This is a genomic window from Phenylobacterium sp. (assembly GCF_030693405.1).
In the GTDB taxonomy this organism is placed as follows: Bacteria; Pseudomonadota; Alphaproteobacteria; order Caulobacterales; family Caulobacteraceae; genus Phenylobacterium.
On the sequence record NZ_JAUYAW010000059.1, the window covers coordinates 25234 to 39134 of the forward strand.

General features: G+C 67.9%; 15 protein-coding genes. 8 read left to right on the forward strand and 7 right to left on the reverse strand.

Annotation, left to right across the window (positions count from 1 at the left end):
* Window positions 1-40 precede the first annotated feature (40 nt).
* Both Q8N19_RS12510 and Q8N19_RS12515 read left to right on the forward strand, forming a co-directional pair.
* Window positions 41-520, forward strand: a complete 480-nt coding sequence (locus tag Q8N19_RS12510; RefSeq protein WP_305591120.1) for a hypothetical protein — start codon at window positions 41-43, stop codon at window positions 518-520.
* A 47-nt stretch (window positions 521-567) separates the two neighbouring features.
* Window positions 568-1065: a hypothetical protein gene (locus Q8N19_RS12515; RefSeq protein ID WP_305591122.1), complete on the forward strand. Its 498-nt coding sequence runs from the start codon at window positions 568-570 to the stop codon at window positions 1063-1065.
* On the opposite strand, the gene dxs is transcribed toward Q8N19_RS12515, so the two are convergent.
* From dxs to Q8N19_RS12540, 5 genes are all read right to left on the reverse strand, one after another.
* Window positions 1066-2982: a 1-deoxy-D-xylulose-5-phosphate synthase gene (dxs, locus tag Q8N19_RS12520; RefSeq protein WP_305591124.1), complete on the reverse strand. Its 1917-nt coding sequence runs from the start codon at window positions 2980-2982 to the stop codon at window positions 1066-1068. It lies immediately after the preceding gene.
* 27 nt (window positions 2983-3009) lie between these two features.
* A complete protein-coding gene (locus Q8N19_RS12525) occupies window positions 3010-3894 on the reverse strand; it encodes a polyprenyl synthetase family protein (protein ID WP_305591126.1) in 885 nt (294 codons plus the stop codon).
* Window positions 3894-4136 carry an exodeoxyribonuclease VII small subunit gene (locus tag Q8N19_RS12530; protein ID WP_305591128.1) on the reverse strand — a complete coding sequence of 81 codons (243 nt, stop codon included), beginning with the start codon at window positions 4134-4136 and terminating at the stop codon, window positions 3894-3896. The genes Q8N19_RS12525 and Q8N19_RS12530 overlap by 1 nt, the downstream gene beginning before the upstream one ends.
* A gap of 73 nt (window positions 4137-4209) precedes the next feature.
* Window positions 4210-4836, reverse strand: a complete 627-nt coding sequence (locus tag Q8N19_RS12535; RefSeq protein WP_305591130.1) for a histidine phosphatase family protein — start codon at window positions 4834-4836, stop codon at window positions 4210-4212.
* A 40-nt stretch (window positions 4837-4876) separates the two neighbouring features.
* Window positions 4877-5806 carry a histone deacetylase family protein gene (locus Q8N19_RS12540; RefSeq protein WP_305591132.1) on the reverse strand — a complete coding sequence of 310 codons (930 nt, stop codon included), beginning with the start codon at window positions 5804-5806 and terminating at the stop codon, window positions 4877-4879.
* Between the two features lie 33 nt (window positions 5807-5839).
* Here Q8N19_RS12540 and Q8N19_RS12545 point away from each other — a divergent pair, with 33 nt between their 5' ends.
* The 6 genes from Q8N19_RS12545 to Q8N19_RS12570 all read left to right on the forward strand — a co-directional run bounded on the left by Q8N19_RS12545 (window position 5840) and on the right by Q8N19_RS12570 (window position 11046).
* Window positions 5840-6358: a GNAT family N-acetyltransferase gene (locus Q8N19_RS12545; RefSeq protein ID WP_305591134.1), complete on the forward strand. Its 519-nt coding sequence runs from the start codon at window positions 5840-5842 to the stop codon at window positions 6356-6358.
* A gap of 169 nt (window positions 6359-6527) precedes the next feature.
* Window positions 6528-7025, forward strand: coding sequence for a recombinase family protein (locus Q8N19_RS12550; RefSeq protein ID WP_305591136.1), 498 nt, complete (start codon window positions 6528-6530; stop codon window positions 7023-7025).
* Between the two features lie 165 nt (window positions 7026-7190).
* Window positions 7191-8456, forward strand: a complete 1266-nt coding sequence (locus tag Q8N19_RS12555; RefSeq protein ID WP_305591138.1) for an aspartyl/asparaginyl beta-hydroxylase domain-containing protein — start codon at window positions 7191-7193, stop codon at window positions 8454-8456.
* A gap of 136 nt (window positions 8457-8592) precedes the next feature.
* The gene (locus Q8N19_RS12560; protein ID WP_293319581.1) at window positions 8593-9768 is read left to right on the forward strand and encodes a VWA domain-containing protein; all 1176 of its coding nucleotides are present in this window, start codon (window positions 8593-8595) and stop codon (window positions 9766-9768) included.
* A gap of 70 nt (window positions 9769-9838) precedes the next feature.
* Window positions 9839-10504 carry a TetR/AcrR family transcriptional regulator gene (locus Q8N19_RS12565; protein ID WP_305591141.1) on the forward strand — a complete coding sequence of 222 codons (666 nt, stop codon included), beginning with the start codon at window positions 9839-9841 and terminating at the stop codon, window positions 10502-10504.
* Window positions 10501-11046, forward strand: coding sequence for an MOSC domain-containing protein (locus Q8N19_RS12570; protein ID WP_305591143.1), 546 nt, complete (start codon window positions 10501-10503; stop codon window positions 11044-11046). The genes Q8N19_RS12565 and Q8N19_RS12570 overlap by 4 nt, the downstream gene beginning before the upstream one ends.
* On the opposite strand, the gene Q8N19_RS12575 is transcribed toward Q8N19_RS12570, so the two are convergent.
* Together Q8N19_RS12575 and Q8N19_RS12580 are read right to left on the reverse strand one after the other, a co-directional pair.
* Window positions 11043-12488, reverse strand: coding sequence for a UdgX family uracil-DNA binding protein (locus Q8N19_RS12575; RefSeq protein WP_305591145.1), 1446 nt, complete (start codon window positions 12486-12488; stop codon window positions 11043-11045). The two genes, Q8N19_RS12570 and Q8N19_RS12575, sit on opposite strands and share 4 nt — an antisense overlap.
* Window positions 12488-13714 carry a putative DNA modification/repair radical SAM protein gene (locus Q8N19_RS12580; RefSeq protein WP_305591147.1) on the reverse strand — a complete coding sequence of 409 codons (1227 nt, stop codon included), beginning with the start codon at window positions 13712-13714 and terminating at the stop codon, window positions 12488-12490. Before Q8N19_RS12580 ends, Q8N19_RS12575 begins: the two co-directional genes overlap by 1 nt.
* Window positions 13715-13901: the final 187 nt, after the last annotated feature.

Sequence of the window (13901 nt, forward strand, 5' to 3'; positions counted from 1 at the left end):
CGGCGGCGCGGACGTTATCCTCTGCGAAGGAGACGCAACCATGCGCACCCGTTCGGCCCTGGGCCTCACCGCCGCTATCGTTCTCGTCGCCGCCTGCGCCCATCCCGCGCCCGAGGCGCCGGCGCCGATGCGCTGGAGCTTCAACCACACCCAGGACGAGGGGCTGAAGCTCGTCTATGGCCAACCCCGGTCGGACAACGTGCTGGTCATGCTGAGCTGCCAGCCTCAGTCGGGCGAAGTCGAGGTGGCGGTGGCGACCTCCAAGGATGATGTCGGCGTCGTCGGACTGGTCTCTCGCGAGGCCCGTCTTGACCTGACGAGCCCCGCCGCGCCGACGCCGATCGAAGGGGTCGGCGTGATCATCGAGACCGCGGGGACCGATGACCCCGCCCTCGACGGCTTTGCCAGGACGGGCGAACTGTCGGTGCGCACCGCCGGGCGAATCCTGCCGGCTGGCGCGCGCGGCGCCGACCAGGCCCTTGTCAGCGGCTTCTTCACCCAGTGCGGCCAACCCATCTGAATGCGATCGGACTGGAGCCCGCCCAAAGGCGAAGCTAAGCTCGCGCCATGATGCGTCCGGCCCTGCTCACCACCCTGCTGCTCTCGATCGCTGCGCCCACCTCCGCCCAGGAGGGCGCCTGGACCTATCGCGCCGATCTGGAGCCTGTTGAACTGAGCTATGTGGCGCCGGGCGGAGCTGCTGCCTCGGTGACCTTCACCTGCGTGAAGGACAGTCGTCAGCTCGTGGCGCGGTTCCCGGTCGAGCAGCGGTTAGGGGTTGAAGCGGTCGACGGGCGCTGGGTCGATAATGTAGGGCGCGCCGCCCCGTGGCCGGTCAGCGTAACCCTCGCCTCCGCCGAATCCCGGACCACCATTCCAGGCGTGGCCGACATCGATCCGCAAGGCGGCGGTTCGTTGGTTTCCGTGGAGTTCGCCGACCGCGCGCCGGTGGCTGAGGCCTTCCGTCAGACCGGAGTCATCAGCCTTGCGGCCGTGGGCGGCGCGGTGACGCCGTCTCCCGCCCCGCGCAGGTCGGTTCAGAGCTTCCTGCGCTACTGCCGCTGATCAGGCCCGGCGTCCGGCGGCGGCGACCACATCGGCCCCCAGGGCCGACAGCGCCGTGCGGACCACGCCCTCGGCGTCGAGGCCCGCCTGGGCGTACATCAGTTCCGGCTTGTCGTGATCCTGGAAGATGTCGGGCAGGGTCAAGGTCCGGACCTTGAGGCCGCGATCCAGGGCGCCGTGACGGGCCAGCGCCTCCAGCACGAAGGCGCCGAAGCCACCCATGGCGCCTTCCTCAATGGTGATCAGGGCCTCGTGCTCCCGGGCCAGCCGCAGGACCAGGTCGATGTCCAGGGGCTTGGCGAACCGGGCGTCGGCCACCGTCGCCGACAGGCCCCGGGCGCTGAGCATCTCAGCGGCCTTGAGACATTCCGGCAGGCGGGTCCCGAAGGACAGCAGCGCGACCGCGGTCCCCTCCCGGACGATCCGGCCCTTGCCGATCTCCAGGGGGCTGGCGATGTCGGGAATGGCGACGCCCGTCCCCTCGCCCCGCGGATAGCGGAAGGCGCTCGGGCGATCATCGATGGCCGCGGCGGTCGCGACCATGTGGGCAAGTTCCGCCTCGTCGGCGGCGGCCATCAGCACCATGCCCGGCAGGGCGCCCATGAAGCCCACATCGAAGGAGCCGGCATGGGTGGGCCCATCGGCGCCGACCAGGCCCGCCCGGTCGATGGCGAAGCGCACCGGCAGGCCCTGGATGGCCACGTCATGGACCACCTGGTCGTAACCGCGCTGCAGGAAGGTCGAATAGATGGCCGCGAAGGGCTTCATGCCATCGGCGGCGAGGCCGGCGGCGAAGGTCACTGCATGCTGCTCGGCGATGCCGACATCATAGGTCCGGTCCGGGAAAGCCTGGCCGAACAGGTCGAGCCCGGTGCCCGAGGGCATGGCCGCGGTGATGGCGCAGATGGTCGGGTCACGCTGCGCCTGCTTGATCAGCTCGGTGGCGAAGACCTTGGTGTAGCTGGGCGCCTTGGCCTGGGCCTTGGCCTGCTGGCCGGTGACCACGTCGAACTTGACCACGGCGTGGTGCTTGTCGGCGGCGCTCTCGGCCGGGGCGTAGCCCTTGCCCTTTTGGGTGACCACATGGACCAGCACCGGACGATCGACGATCTCCCGGGCGTTGCGGAGAACCGCCACCAGGGCCTCCATGTCGTGGCCGTCGATGGGGCCGACATAGTAGAAGCCCAGCTCTTCGAAGAGCGTGCCGCCGGTGACCATGCCGCGGGCGTATTCCTCGGCCTTGCGGGCGGCTTCCTGGATCGGCCGCGGGAAGGCCTTGGCCACCGACTTGCCCAGATTGCGCAGGGACTGATAGCCGCCGCCGGACACCAGGCGGGCCATATAGGCGCTCATCCCGCCCACGGGCGGGGCGATGGACATGTCGTTGTCGTTCAGGACCACGGTCAGCTGCTTGGTGGTCTCGGCGGCGTTGTTCATGGCCTCATAGGCCATGCCGGCGCTCATGGAGCCGTCGCCGATCACCGCCACCACGCGGTTGTCGCGGCCGGCCTGATCGCGGGCCGCGCAGAAGCCGAGCGCCGCAGAAATGGAGGTCGAGGCGTGGGCTGCGCCGAACGGGTCGTATTCGCTCTCAGCGCGCTTGGTGAAGCCCGACAGACCGCCGCCCTGACGAAGGGTGCGGATGCGGTCGCGGCGCCCCGTGAGAATCTTGTGTGGATAGGCCTGGTGGCCAACGTCCCAGATCAGGATGTCGCGAGGCGTCTCATAGACGTGATGCAGGGCGACGGTGAGTTCCACCACGCCAAGACCCGCACCGAGATGACCGCCGGTCTGGGAGACGGCGTCGATCGTCTCGCTGCGAAGCTCGTCAGCCAGGGTCTGAAGCTGCGTGACCGTGAAGCCGCGCGTGTCGGCGGGCGCGGAAACCTGGTCCAGGAGAGGCGTGTTCGGCGGCATGAAGTGGGCAAACAACTGATGCGGCGGCTAGTTGCGGCGCTGTAACACGAAATCGACGCTCGCCCGCAGGAAATCAGCCGGCGGGCCGAAGGGGTCAAGGTGCGACTTGGTCTGTTCGATCAGCAGGTTCAGTCGCTCCCGCGCCGCCTGCGCGCCCAGCAGGGTGACATAGTTGGCCTTGCCCCGGGCGGCGTCCTTGCCCGCCCGCTTGCCCATCAGGTCGGGGTCGCCCTCGGCGTCCAGCAAATCATCGACGATCTGATAGGCGAGGCCAAGATCCTGGGCGAAGGCCATCAGGGCAGGCCGGCGAGCGTCGCCAGACTGGGCCATGACCAGGGGCAGCTCGAACGCGCAGGCGATCAGCGCCCCGGTCTTCATACGCTGCATCCGGGCCACCGCGCCCAGGTCGTCGCGGACGCCCAGCAGGTCGATCATCTGCCCCCCGCACATCCCCTTGGCGCCGGCCGCGGCCGACAGCTTCAGCACCATTTCGGAGCGCACGGTCGGGTCGGGGTGGGTGTCGGGATGGGCGAGGATTTCGAAGGCCGAAGCCTGTAGCGCGTCCCCGGCCAGGATGGCGGTCGCCTCGTCATAGGCCTTGTGCACCGTGGGCCGCCCGTGCCGCAGGTCGTCATCGTCCATGCTGGGCAGATCATCGTGGATCAGGCTGTAGGCGTGGACACATTCCAGGGCGCAGGCGGCCCGCAGAAGCGGACGTTCCTCCACCTCGAACATGCGGCCGGTCTCGATGACGAAATAGGGCCGCATCCGCTTGCCGGGGCCCAGGGCCGCATAGCGCATGGCCTCGGTCAGCCGGGCTTCGGGTCCGTCGGCCCGGGGCAGGAGTTCGTCGAGGGCGACCGTGACCAGGTCTGCGGCCTCGGCCACGCGGCGCTCGACCTCCGCAGTCATCAGCTGAACTCGGCCGGTTCGGTCCCCGGCGTCCCCTGGGCGCCGACCACGATCTTCTCGACCCGCAGGCGGGCGGCCTCCAGCCGCGACTCACAATGCGCCTTGAGGAGCGCGCCGCGCTCATAGAGGCGGATGGAATCGTCCAGGGCGGCCTGGCCGGACTCCAGCCGGGTCACAATGCCTTCCAGTTCGGCGAGCGCCTGTTCGAAGGTCAGGGCTTGAATGTCGTCGGTGTCGGCCATTTCGCTCCTCGCGGGAGCCGCCAACCTAGAGACCAGGGGCGACGGCCGCAACGGGCCACCCGGCTAAGGGACCTCAAGGGCGCTCAAAGCGCCGCATGGACCAATATTTGTAGCCCTGGCTGACCGCGATACGCCAACCGCGACGGCGCAGGGCGCGACCGACCATGAAATTGAAGAAGCCGTGGGCCAGCACCACCACGTCCTGGCCCTGCTGTGCCGCCTCAATCAGGCGCTCTGCGGCCGCGGCGGCCCGGTCCTCTGCCTGGCGGCGGGTCTCCTCGCCTTCGTGATGATTGAGGAACCACCAGCAGACCCTAGCCAGGAAGCCCCAGTAGGAAGGCCGCATCTTGATGAAGGCCGGCAGGTTCGGCGGCGGCAGGGGCGCCTCGACAAACAGGGCCTCGCTGGCGAAGTCCCGCCCCCGGGTCAGGGCGATAGCGGTCTCGATCGACCTCTGGCGGGTGGAAGAAAAGACCACGCCGGCGCTGGCGACAAACTCGGTCAGGGTTTCCGGCGGGGTCTGGCCGGGCAGCAGACCCAGAACCTCGTACTGCGCCCAGAATCGCCGATAGCCCTCGGCGTTCAGCCAGACCCGACGGCTGAGCGCCGGCTCTCCGTGACGGGCCAGGATGATGGCGCCGGGGCGCATAGGCTGCGAGGCGGCGGGAGCGGCAGAATCGACGGTCACAGAATCGGCCATGTCATCCCAGGGTTCGCGCCAGGCAAGCCAGGCGCACCCTTCACCCCCGTTGCAGGGCCAGGAGGTGCGCCACCGCCGACCGGCCCAGAGCCTCAAGGTCGTATCCGCCCTCGAGCGCCGACACAACCCGGCCGCGCGAACTGGCCCTGGCTACAGCCACGATCTGCTCGGTGGCCCAGCCATAGTCCTCGGCGCCGAGCTGCTGGCCCCCGGGGCCCCCGCCCAGGGGATCCAGCCGGTGGGCGTCGAAGCCCGCCGAGATCAGGATCAGGTCTGGACGGAAGGCCGCCACCTTGTCCATCAGGCTTGAGAAGGCCGCCCGCCAGCCGTCCACCCCGCCGCCCGCGGGTGAAATGGCGTTGACGACGTTGTCCGCCACCCGCTCGTCAGGATGCCCGGTGCCTGGCCACTGGGGCCATTGCTGGACGGAGGCGAACATCAGGCCCCGCCGGCCGGCCAGGGCCGCCTGGGTGCCATTGCCATGGTGGACGTCGAAGTCGACCACCGCCACCCGCTCGAGGCCGGCAAGCTGGGCCACGCGGGCGCCGATGGCGACATTTGAGAAGATGCAGAAGCCCATGGCCGCGCCGGGCTCCGCATGATGACCGGGGGGACGCACGGCGCAGAAGGCGCGCTCGAACTGGCCGGCCGCCACATCGCGCACCGCCGCAGCCACCGCGCCGGCCGCCCGGCGGGCCGCCAGCAGTGTGCCGGGGGACATCACCGTATCCTCATCGAGCCGCGTCAGGCCGGCGCGAGGGGCGGCGGCGAAGATGCGCTCCACATAGTCCGCGTCATGCACCAGCAGCAGGTCGGCCAGCTCGGCCTGGGGCGCGTCGCGGGGCTCGAAGTCCAGGCCGTCCTGCGCCTCCAGGGCCTCAATGACCGCGGCCAGCCGTTCCGGGCGCTCCGGATGGGTGGCGCCGGGGCGGTGGTCGAGCATGTCCTCATGGGTGTAGAGGCCGATCATGCCGCCATATTAACGGACCCCTGAGCCTTGGGAATGCAAGACGTGATCATCCGCCGCGCCAATGCGGACGATATTCAGACCCTGGCGGAGGTGGGACGCGCCACCTTCACCGAGACCTTCGGCCACCTCTATCCGCCTGAAGACCTGGAGACCTTCCTCAACGCCGCCTATGGGACGGACTATCTGGCCGAGGCGCTCGCTGATCCGGACCGCGCCCTCTGGCTCGTGGAACAGGAGGGACAGGCGGTGGGCCATGCCATGGCCGGCCCCTGCGACCTGCCCCATCCCGCGGTCGGCCCTGGGGCGCTGGAGGTGAAACGCCTCTATCTGCGCAAGTCGGTCCAGGGCGGCGGGCTTGGCGCGAGGCTTTTGGAGACCATCCTGGCCTGGCTGGACCGTGACGGACCCCAGGATTTATGGCTCGGCGTCTGGTCCGACAACCATGGGGCGCAGCGGTTCTACCGCAGGTATGGGTTCGCGCCGGTCGGGGAGTATGGCTTCCCTGTAGGCGCCACGGTCGATCGGGAGTTCATTTTTCGGCGCACGGGATAGATTTTCTACGCTTCCTGTCACATTTGCTCGCCATATGCCCCCAGCCGTGGCGTCAAACCGACCGCATTGGTGGATTATTGCTGAGAATTAACGCCAGTCGCTTTGACGCGGGCCACGCGTTCGGGGCATTTAGGCGCCTGTCATTTCTGCGCGGAAGGACGTCGGTTGGATGCTGAGAATTGGCTATGTTCGCCTGCGTGACGCTCGCTCGTCCGAGGATACCGCGGTCCTGAAACAGCTGGGCTGCCACGTCGTGCGCGCGGAGGAGCCGGCGGCGCCCGGCGGCGACGAAACCGCCGTCCTCTACTCCATTCTCGATTTCATCGGCGAAGGCGACCAGCTGGTGGTCACACGGCTGGATCAACTGGGACACTCCACACGTAACGTGCTTCGCGTCATCGACCGGCTGGAGGCGCGCAACGCCAGCCTGTTCATCGTCGAGCCAGACCTGACCACCGACGGCGAGGGTGGCCGGGCCCTGAGAGCCGCCCTGAAGGCCGTGGCGGCTGTGGAGCCGGCCTGGGCCGGACGCAAGCGCCGCAGCGCGCCGGCGCCGGAAGACATCCGCGCCCTGCAGCAGGCCGGCGTGGGTCCTGTGGAGATCGCCCGGCGCCTGGGCGTCTCGCGCATGACCGTCTGGCGCAAGCTCCGGGCGATGGAAGCCTAGCCCCCTCCGGGAACGAGGGCGACCAGGGTCGCCTTCGCCTCCCGCATCGCTGTCGACACTTGCGGCAAATTCGCGCAACTGCGCGAAAGTTACCCGAATCGAGTTCGGCGAACGTTGTAACCATTTTGTTACAGCGTAGTTTGCCTCCCGGAGTTGGGGGCAGGCATGAACGATCAGGTAAACGCCCTGGCCCAGGCGGCGGGCCAGGCAGCGCGCGGCGGGCGATGGCAGGAGGCCGAGGGCCTCTGGGCGCAGGTTCTCAAACTGGCGCCCCAGCATCCGCAGGCCCTCTACAGTTTTGGCGTTCACGCCTTCCAGCGGGCCGATTTCAGCACAGCGATCGAGTATCTTCGCGCCGCCCACATGGCTGCGCCGAACGACCCCCTCGTGCTGATGACCACCAGCGTGGTCTGGCGGGAAAAGGGGGACGCCGAAAACGAGTGGCTGGCCATCAACGCCTGCCTCGCGATCGACCCCTATTTCCTGCCAGGTCTGCTGAGCAAGGCCGCCTTCCTGGAGCGTCAGAACCGGCCCCGCGCCGCCGCCACGGTTTATCGTGACGCCCTGAAAGTCGCCCCGCCCCCGTCCCATTGGCCAGAGGCGTTACGTCCCCAGCTGACGCACGCCCAGGAGCGTGTAAACGCTCACAGCGAAGCCTTCGCCGCCTATCTGGAAGCCGAACTCGCCGCGCCGCGGGCCGCGCTCGAAGCGGCCGTCGCCGGGCGCTGGGCGGAGTCGGCCGCCATCATGACCGGCCGGATTCAGGCCTACAGATCCGAATGCAACCAGCTGACGGCGCCACGGCTGCCGGCGATCCCCTTTTTCGACCGGGCCGACTTCGCCTGGGTCGCCGACCTTGAGGCCGCCACGCCATTGATCCGGGAAGAACTGCTGGCGGTTCAGCACACCGAACAGGCGCGCTTCTCGCCCTATGTCGCCTATAATCCCGGTGAGCCCGTCAACCAGTGGGTCGAGCTGAACCACTCTGACCGCTGGAGCACCTATGCCCTCTGGCGGAGCGGGCAGCCCGTGGTCGAAAACCTCGCCAGATGTCCCGCCACCGCCCGGGCGCTGGAGGCGGTCGAAATGGCTGAGATCGGCGGCCTCTGTCCCAACGCCATGTTCTCCGTCCTGGCGCCGCACACCCAGATCCCGCCCCACCACGGAGAGACCAACGCCAGACTGGTGGTCCACCTGCCCCTCATCGTGCCCGAAGGCTGCACCTACCGCGTCGGCTTCGAGCGGCGGGGCTGGACGGAGGGCGAGGTGCTCATCTTTGACGACACGATCGAGCATGAAGCGCGCAATGATGGCGACCTGCCCCGCACGGTCCTGATCTTCGATGTGTGGAACCCCCTGCTGTCGCTGGCCGAACGGGAAATGGTCAAGGCCATGACCAAGGCCGCCCGGGAGTTCAACAGCGAGGCCTGAACCGGCGGCGGATCAGGCCCCCGACATGGCGAAGTCACCGACTTTCGCGGTCGCAGGCGCTGGACATCGCGGCGTCGCCGCCCCATCCTCTGCAGTCAAACGTCTGTTCGTCCCGCTGTTTGGGAAGGCCTGCCCCATGTTTCTGCAATTTTTCACCGAGCTGCGCCAAGCCAAGGTCCCGGTGTCCTTGAAAGAGTACCTCATGCTGATGGAGGGCCTCGACAAGATGGTCATCGATCGGTCGGTCGAGGACTTCTACTACCTGTCGCGGGCAGCCCTCGTGAAGGACGAGAAGAACATCGACCGGTTCGACCAGGTGTTCGGTCACGTGTTCAAGGGCCTGGAAAAGGTGGATGGGGTCGGTACGGCCGACATTCCCGCCGAGTGGCTGGAAAAGATCAGCGAGAAGTTCCTCACCGAAGAGGAAAAGGCGCAGATCGAGGCCATGGGCGGCTTCGACAAGCTCATGGAGGCGCTCGCCGAGCGCATGAAGGAGCAGAAGGAGCGCCACGAGGGCGGCAACAAGATGATCGGCACCGGGGGCACCTCGCCCTTCGGCGCCAACGGTTATCACCCCGAAGGCATCCGCATCGGCCAGGACAAGGGTCGCCACGGCAAGGCGATCAAGGTCTGGGACAAGCGCGAGTACAAGAACCTCGACGACTCCGTCGAACTTGGCACCCGCAACATCAAGGTCGCCCTGCGCCGCCTGCGCAAATGGGTCCGCGACGGCGCCACCGAGGAGCTGGACATGTCCGGCACCATCCGCGGCACGGCCGAGAAGGGCTATCTCGACATCCACATGCGGCCCGAGCGCCGCAACAAGGTGAGCGTGCTGATCTTCTTCGATGTCGGCGGCTCCATGGACGCGCACATCAAGATCTGTGAGGAGCTGTTCTCAGCGGCCCGCTCAGAGTTCAAGAACATGGAGTTCTACTACTTCCACAACTGTCTCTATGAGACCGTGTGGAAGGACAACCGCCGCCGCCATGCCGAGAAGCTCAACACCTTCGATGTGCTGCACAAATACTCCAGCGACTACAAGGTGATCTTCGTCGGCGACGCCACCATGAGTCCCTATGAGATCACCTATCCGGGTGGTTCGGTGGAGCACTGGAACGAAGAGGCCGGCGCGGTGTGGATCGACCGGGTGGCCCAGATCTATGAACACATGGTCTGGCTGAACCCGACTGCCGAGCGCCACTGGGCGCACACCCCCTCGGTGGAGGTGATGAAGCAGCTGGTGAATGATCGCATGTATCCCCTGACGCTCGAGGGCCTGGACAAGGCCATGCGCGAGCTGGCGCGGTAGGGGTTTGGGATTACCTGCGGCGCCGTCCGTCTCCGGCTGATAGGCTGGAGAACGGACGTTTGAGAATCGCATGACCGAAGCCGTACCCCCATCGCCGCCGCAGCCCGAAGCGGACATGCAGGAAGCCGCCACCAAGGCGGCGGTCTTCTGCGCGGCCGAGCGGCTGTTCGCCCTGCACGGTTTCCAGAACGTCTCGGTTCGCGACATCACCGCCGAGGCGGGTGTGAACCTCGCCTCGGTGAACTACCATTTCGGCTCCAAGGACGGGCTGCTGTTCGAGATCTTCCGCCGGCGCACCGCCGAGCTGAACCGCGAACGGGCCCGGATGCTGCACGAGGCCAATGACCGCCATGGCGGCAAGCCGCCGGTGCGCGACATTCTGGAGGCCCTGTTCGCCCCGCCCCTGAAGTGGGCCGATCCGGCCGGCGACCGGCGCATCTCCGTCCAGTTCATCATCCGCGCCCGCAGCGAGGGCACCGCCCAGATGCGCGACGTGCTGCAGAACGACGTCTCGCACCTGCGCCGGTTCGCCGACGCCCTGATCGCGGCCCGGCCGGAGATGGCCCTGGAGGACGTCTACTGGCGGCTGCACTTCTGCCTGGGCATGGTGCACAACAACCGCTTCGCCGAGTTCGACCGGCTGCACCATCTGTCTGATGGCCTGACCCGCGAACAGGACGCTGACGGCCTGCTCAGCCGCATGCTGGATTTCGCCGAAGCCGGGTTCCTGGCGTGACCGGCGGGCCGCGCGTCACCCATGTGGCGAGCCGGCCGGGACACAGCTTTTCCAAGACATTGCAGGACGCCATCACCCTGGTCGCCGGTCTTGGCGTCGAGGGCGACGGCCATGCCGGCGCTACTGTGCAGCACCGCTCACGGGTCGCCCGGGACCCGACCCAGCCCAACCTGCGGCAGGTTCATCTGATCGCCGGCGAGCTGCATGACGAGCTGAACGCCGCGGGCTTCGAGCTTGGCCCCGGCGACCTGGGGGAGAACCTCACCACCCGGGGGGTTGATCTGATCGCCCTGTCGGCAGGGACGAGGCTGCACCTGGGTCAGGGCGCGGTGATCGAGGTTACCGGCCTGCGCAATCCCTGTATCCAGCTCGACCGTTTCCGACCCGGTCTGATGGCTGCCTGCCTGGGCCGCGACGCCGAGGGACGGCTGGTGCGCAAGGCGGGGGTCATGGGGATTGTGCTGGCTGGCGGCCAGGTGAAACCCGGCGAAGTCATCAGGATCGAGGCGCCGGCGGCCTTCCGCGCCCTGGAAAAGGTCTAGCCCTCCCCCGCCAGGGCCCAGGCGAGCTTCAGGTCCTCGATGAACTGCCCTTCGGCCCGGGCCTTGGCCTCAGCGTCCGGAACCCGCAGTAGATAGGACGGATGCCAGGTGACCACCGCCTGGGCCTGATCCTGAAGCTGCAGGACCTGGCCTCGCACCTTGCTGATCGGCGCGGCCTTGCCCAGCACCGCCCGGGCCGCCGTGGCGCCCAGGGCCACGATGACCCGCGGACGGACCAGCCGCCGCTCGGCGTCCAGCCACCAGCGGCAGGCCTCGATTTCGGGCGCCTCCGGGGTCTTGTGGATCCGCCGCTTGCCGCGCAGCTCGTGCTTGAAGTGCTTTACCGCATTGGTGACATAGGCCTCGCGCCGGGGGACGCCGGCCGCAGCCAGGGCCTGATCGAACACCTGGCCCGCAGGCCCCACGAAGGGACGACCGGCCAGGTCCTCCTGATCCCCCGGCTGCTCGCCGACGATCATCAGCCGCGCCCGCGCCGGACCTTCGCCGGCCACCCCTTGGGTCGCGTCGCGCCACAGCGGGCATCGGCGGCAGGCGTCGACCCCGGCGGTCACCGCCTCGAGGCTTGAGGGCGCGGCCCCGTCGAAGGGCGCGTCGCGGCTGACCCTGAGGGCGGCCCGCACGATCCGGCGGGCGGGTTCGGACGGGGCCGTCTCGACCATCTGGGTGGTCCGATCTCCTGCGGCTCGGGTCATCTCTGGAATGAGCGAGGCCTCTGGCAGGTTGCGCCAGTACCGCTTGGGCATTTCCCGCACCATGGTCGCCGTCCGCAGCCGGGCCGGATTGAAGGTCGAGGCGTAATAGGTCCGCCAATAGGCCTCCAGGTCATCGCCGGTCGGCGCATCGGCCGGATCAGCGCCCGGGGTGAAGCTCAGCGCCTGCCGGTCCCAATGGGCGCAGACATCCGGCGTCAGGATGGAGAATGCCATGTTGGAGAACCGGCGCACGAAGAAGGGCGCGGTGGCCTCGGTCACCCGATGGGCCGGTTCGAACCAGGCGACGAAGGCCTCGGCGCCCTCTGCGGCCTCCACCTCACGAAAGCGGACAAAGGCCTTCATCTTGTGGGCCGCCCGGTTCACCTGGCTCTGCATGTCGAGCGCCAGGGCCACGTCCGGATCACTGGCGATCTCCAGCAGGCGGGGCGTCGCGTCCAGCCGCCAGAGCAGGCGATAGAGCAGGTCAAACCGCGCCGGCGAGCGGTGCAGCGCCACCCGCCCGGCGAGGTCCACGAAGGCCCGACTGACCTTGAAGCCCCCCTCGCCCGCCGTTCGGGCCTGAGGCGCCTGCGCCGGAAACAGGCTCGCCTGGCCGCCATCGACAGTCCAGAGCACGTCAGCCGGCGCGGCCGCCTCGGGGCGCAGAGCCCGGGCGGCGGCCCGCCAGCCGTCGAAGTCGGTTTCGGACGCCAGGCGGACGACGCGCATCAGAACAGGCTCAGCTGCTCAGGCGGCGGGGCGAAGCGGTCGCGCAGATCGACCCGATCGGTCAGGGCGCCCGGGCTCCAGTCGCTGGCGGTGACGAAGGGCTTCAGCTTTTCGAGGTTGCGGGCCAGCCGCTTCACATCGGCCAGGGAGAGCCGGGTCAGCTTCCGCGCGGCCAGCATCCGGTCCACGCTGCGGGTTCCCAGGCCCGGCACCCGCAGCAACCGCTCGCGCGACGCGATGTTCACATCCACCGGAAAGTCTTCCCGGTGGCGCAGGGCCCAGGCGAGCTTGGGATCGATGGCCAGGTCCAGGTCTTCCCCCGGGGCGATGATCTCGGCGGTTTCAAAGCCGTAGAACCGCATCAGCCAGTCGGCCTGGTAGAGCCTGTGCTCGCGCATCAGCGGCGGTCGCTGGGCCGGCAGGGACTTGGCCACGTCCGGGATCGGGCTGAAGGCCGAATAGTAGACCCTGCGCAGGCCATAGTTTCCGTAGAGGGTGCTGGACCGCGCCAGGATCTCCCCGTCGCGGGCGCCGTCCGCGCCGATGATCATCTGGGTCGACTGGCCGGCCGGCGCGTATTTTGGCGGCCGGGTCTTGCGGGCCGGTTCCTTGCCCGCCTCGATCCCAAGGCGCACCGCCCCCATGGCCTTGCGGATGACGCCGGCGTCCTTCTCCGGCGCAAAGGCCGCCAGGCTCTCGTCCCGCGGCAGCTCCACATTGATGGAGACCCGGTCGGCATAGAGGGCCGCCTGGTTGGTCAGCTCCACCGAGGCTTCCGGGATCAGCTTCAGATGGATGTAGCCGCGGAAGTCATGATCGGCGCGCAGGCTTCGGGCGACGGCGACCATGGCCTCCATCGTATAGTCGCTGTTGCGGATGATACCCGAGGAGAGGAACAGCCCCTCGATATAGTTGCGCTTGTAGAGGCCGAGCGTCAGGTCGACCACCTCCTGGACCTTGAACCTGGCCCGAGGCGTGTTGGACGAGACCCTGTTCACGCAATAGGCGCAGTCATAGATGCAGTAGTTGGTCAGCAGGATCTTCAACAGGCTGACGCACCGGCCATCCGGCGTATAGGCGTGACAGATGCCCATGCCCTCGGTGGAGCCCACCCCCTTGCCGCCCTGAGAATCCCGTTTCCCTGCCCCCGACGAGGCGCAGGACGCGTCATACTTTGCCGCGTCGGCGAGGATGGAGAGCTTCTGCTTCAGATCGAGAACGGCCATGAGGCCACTCTAAAGTTCTTATTTTGTTCCGCAAGCGTGGCTGCGTGTTCATTCTCACTCGGCCACCATTCCCATCGCCAATATCTATGGTAGAGCTTCGCGCCTGACACTCGGGGAGCGGACTAGATGAGATAGCGCTCCAGGATGGGAAGGCCATCGTCAGCGAGAACCAGATCGTCGATCCTGC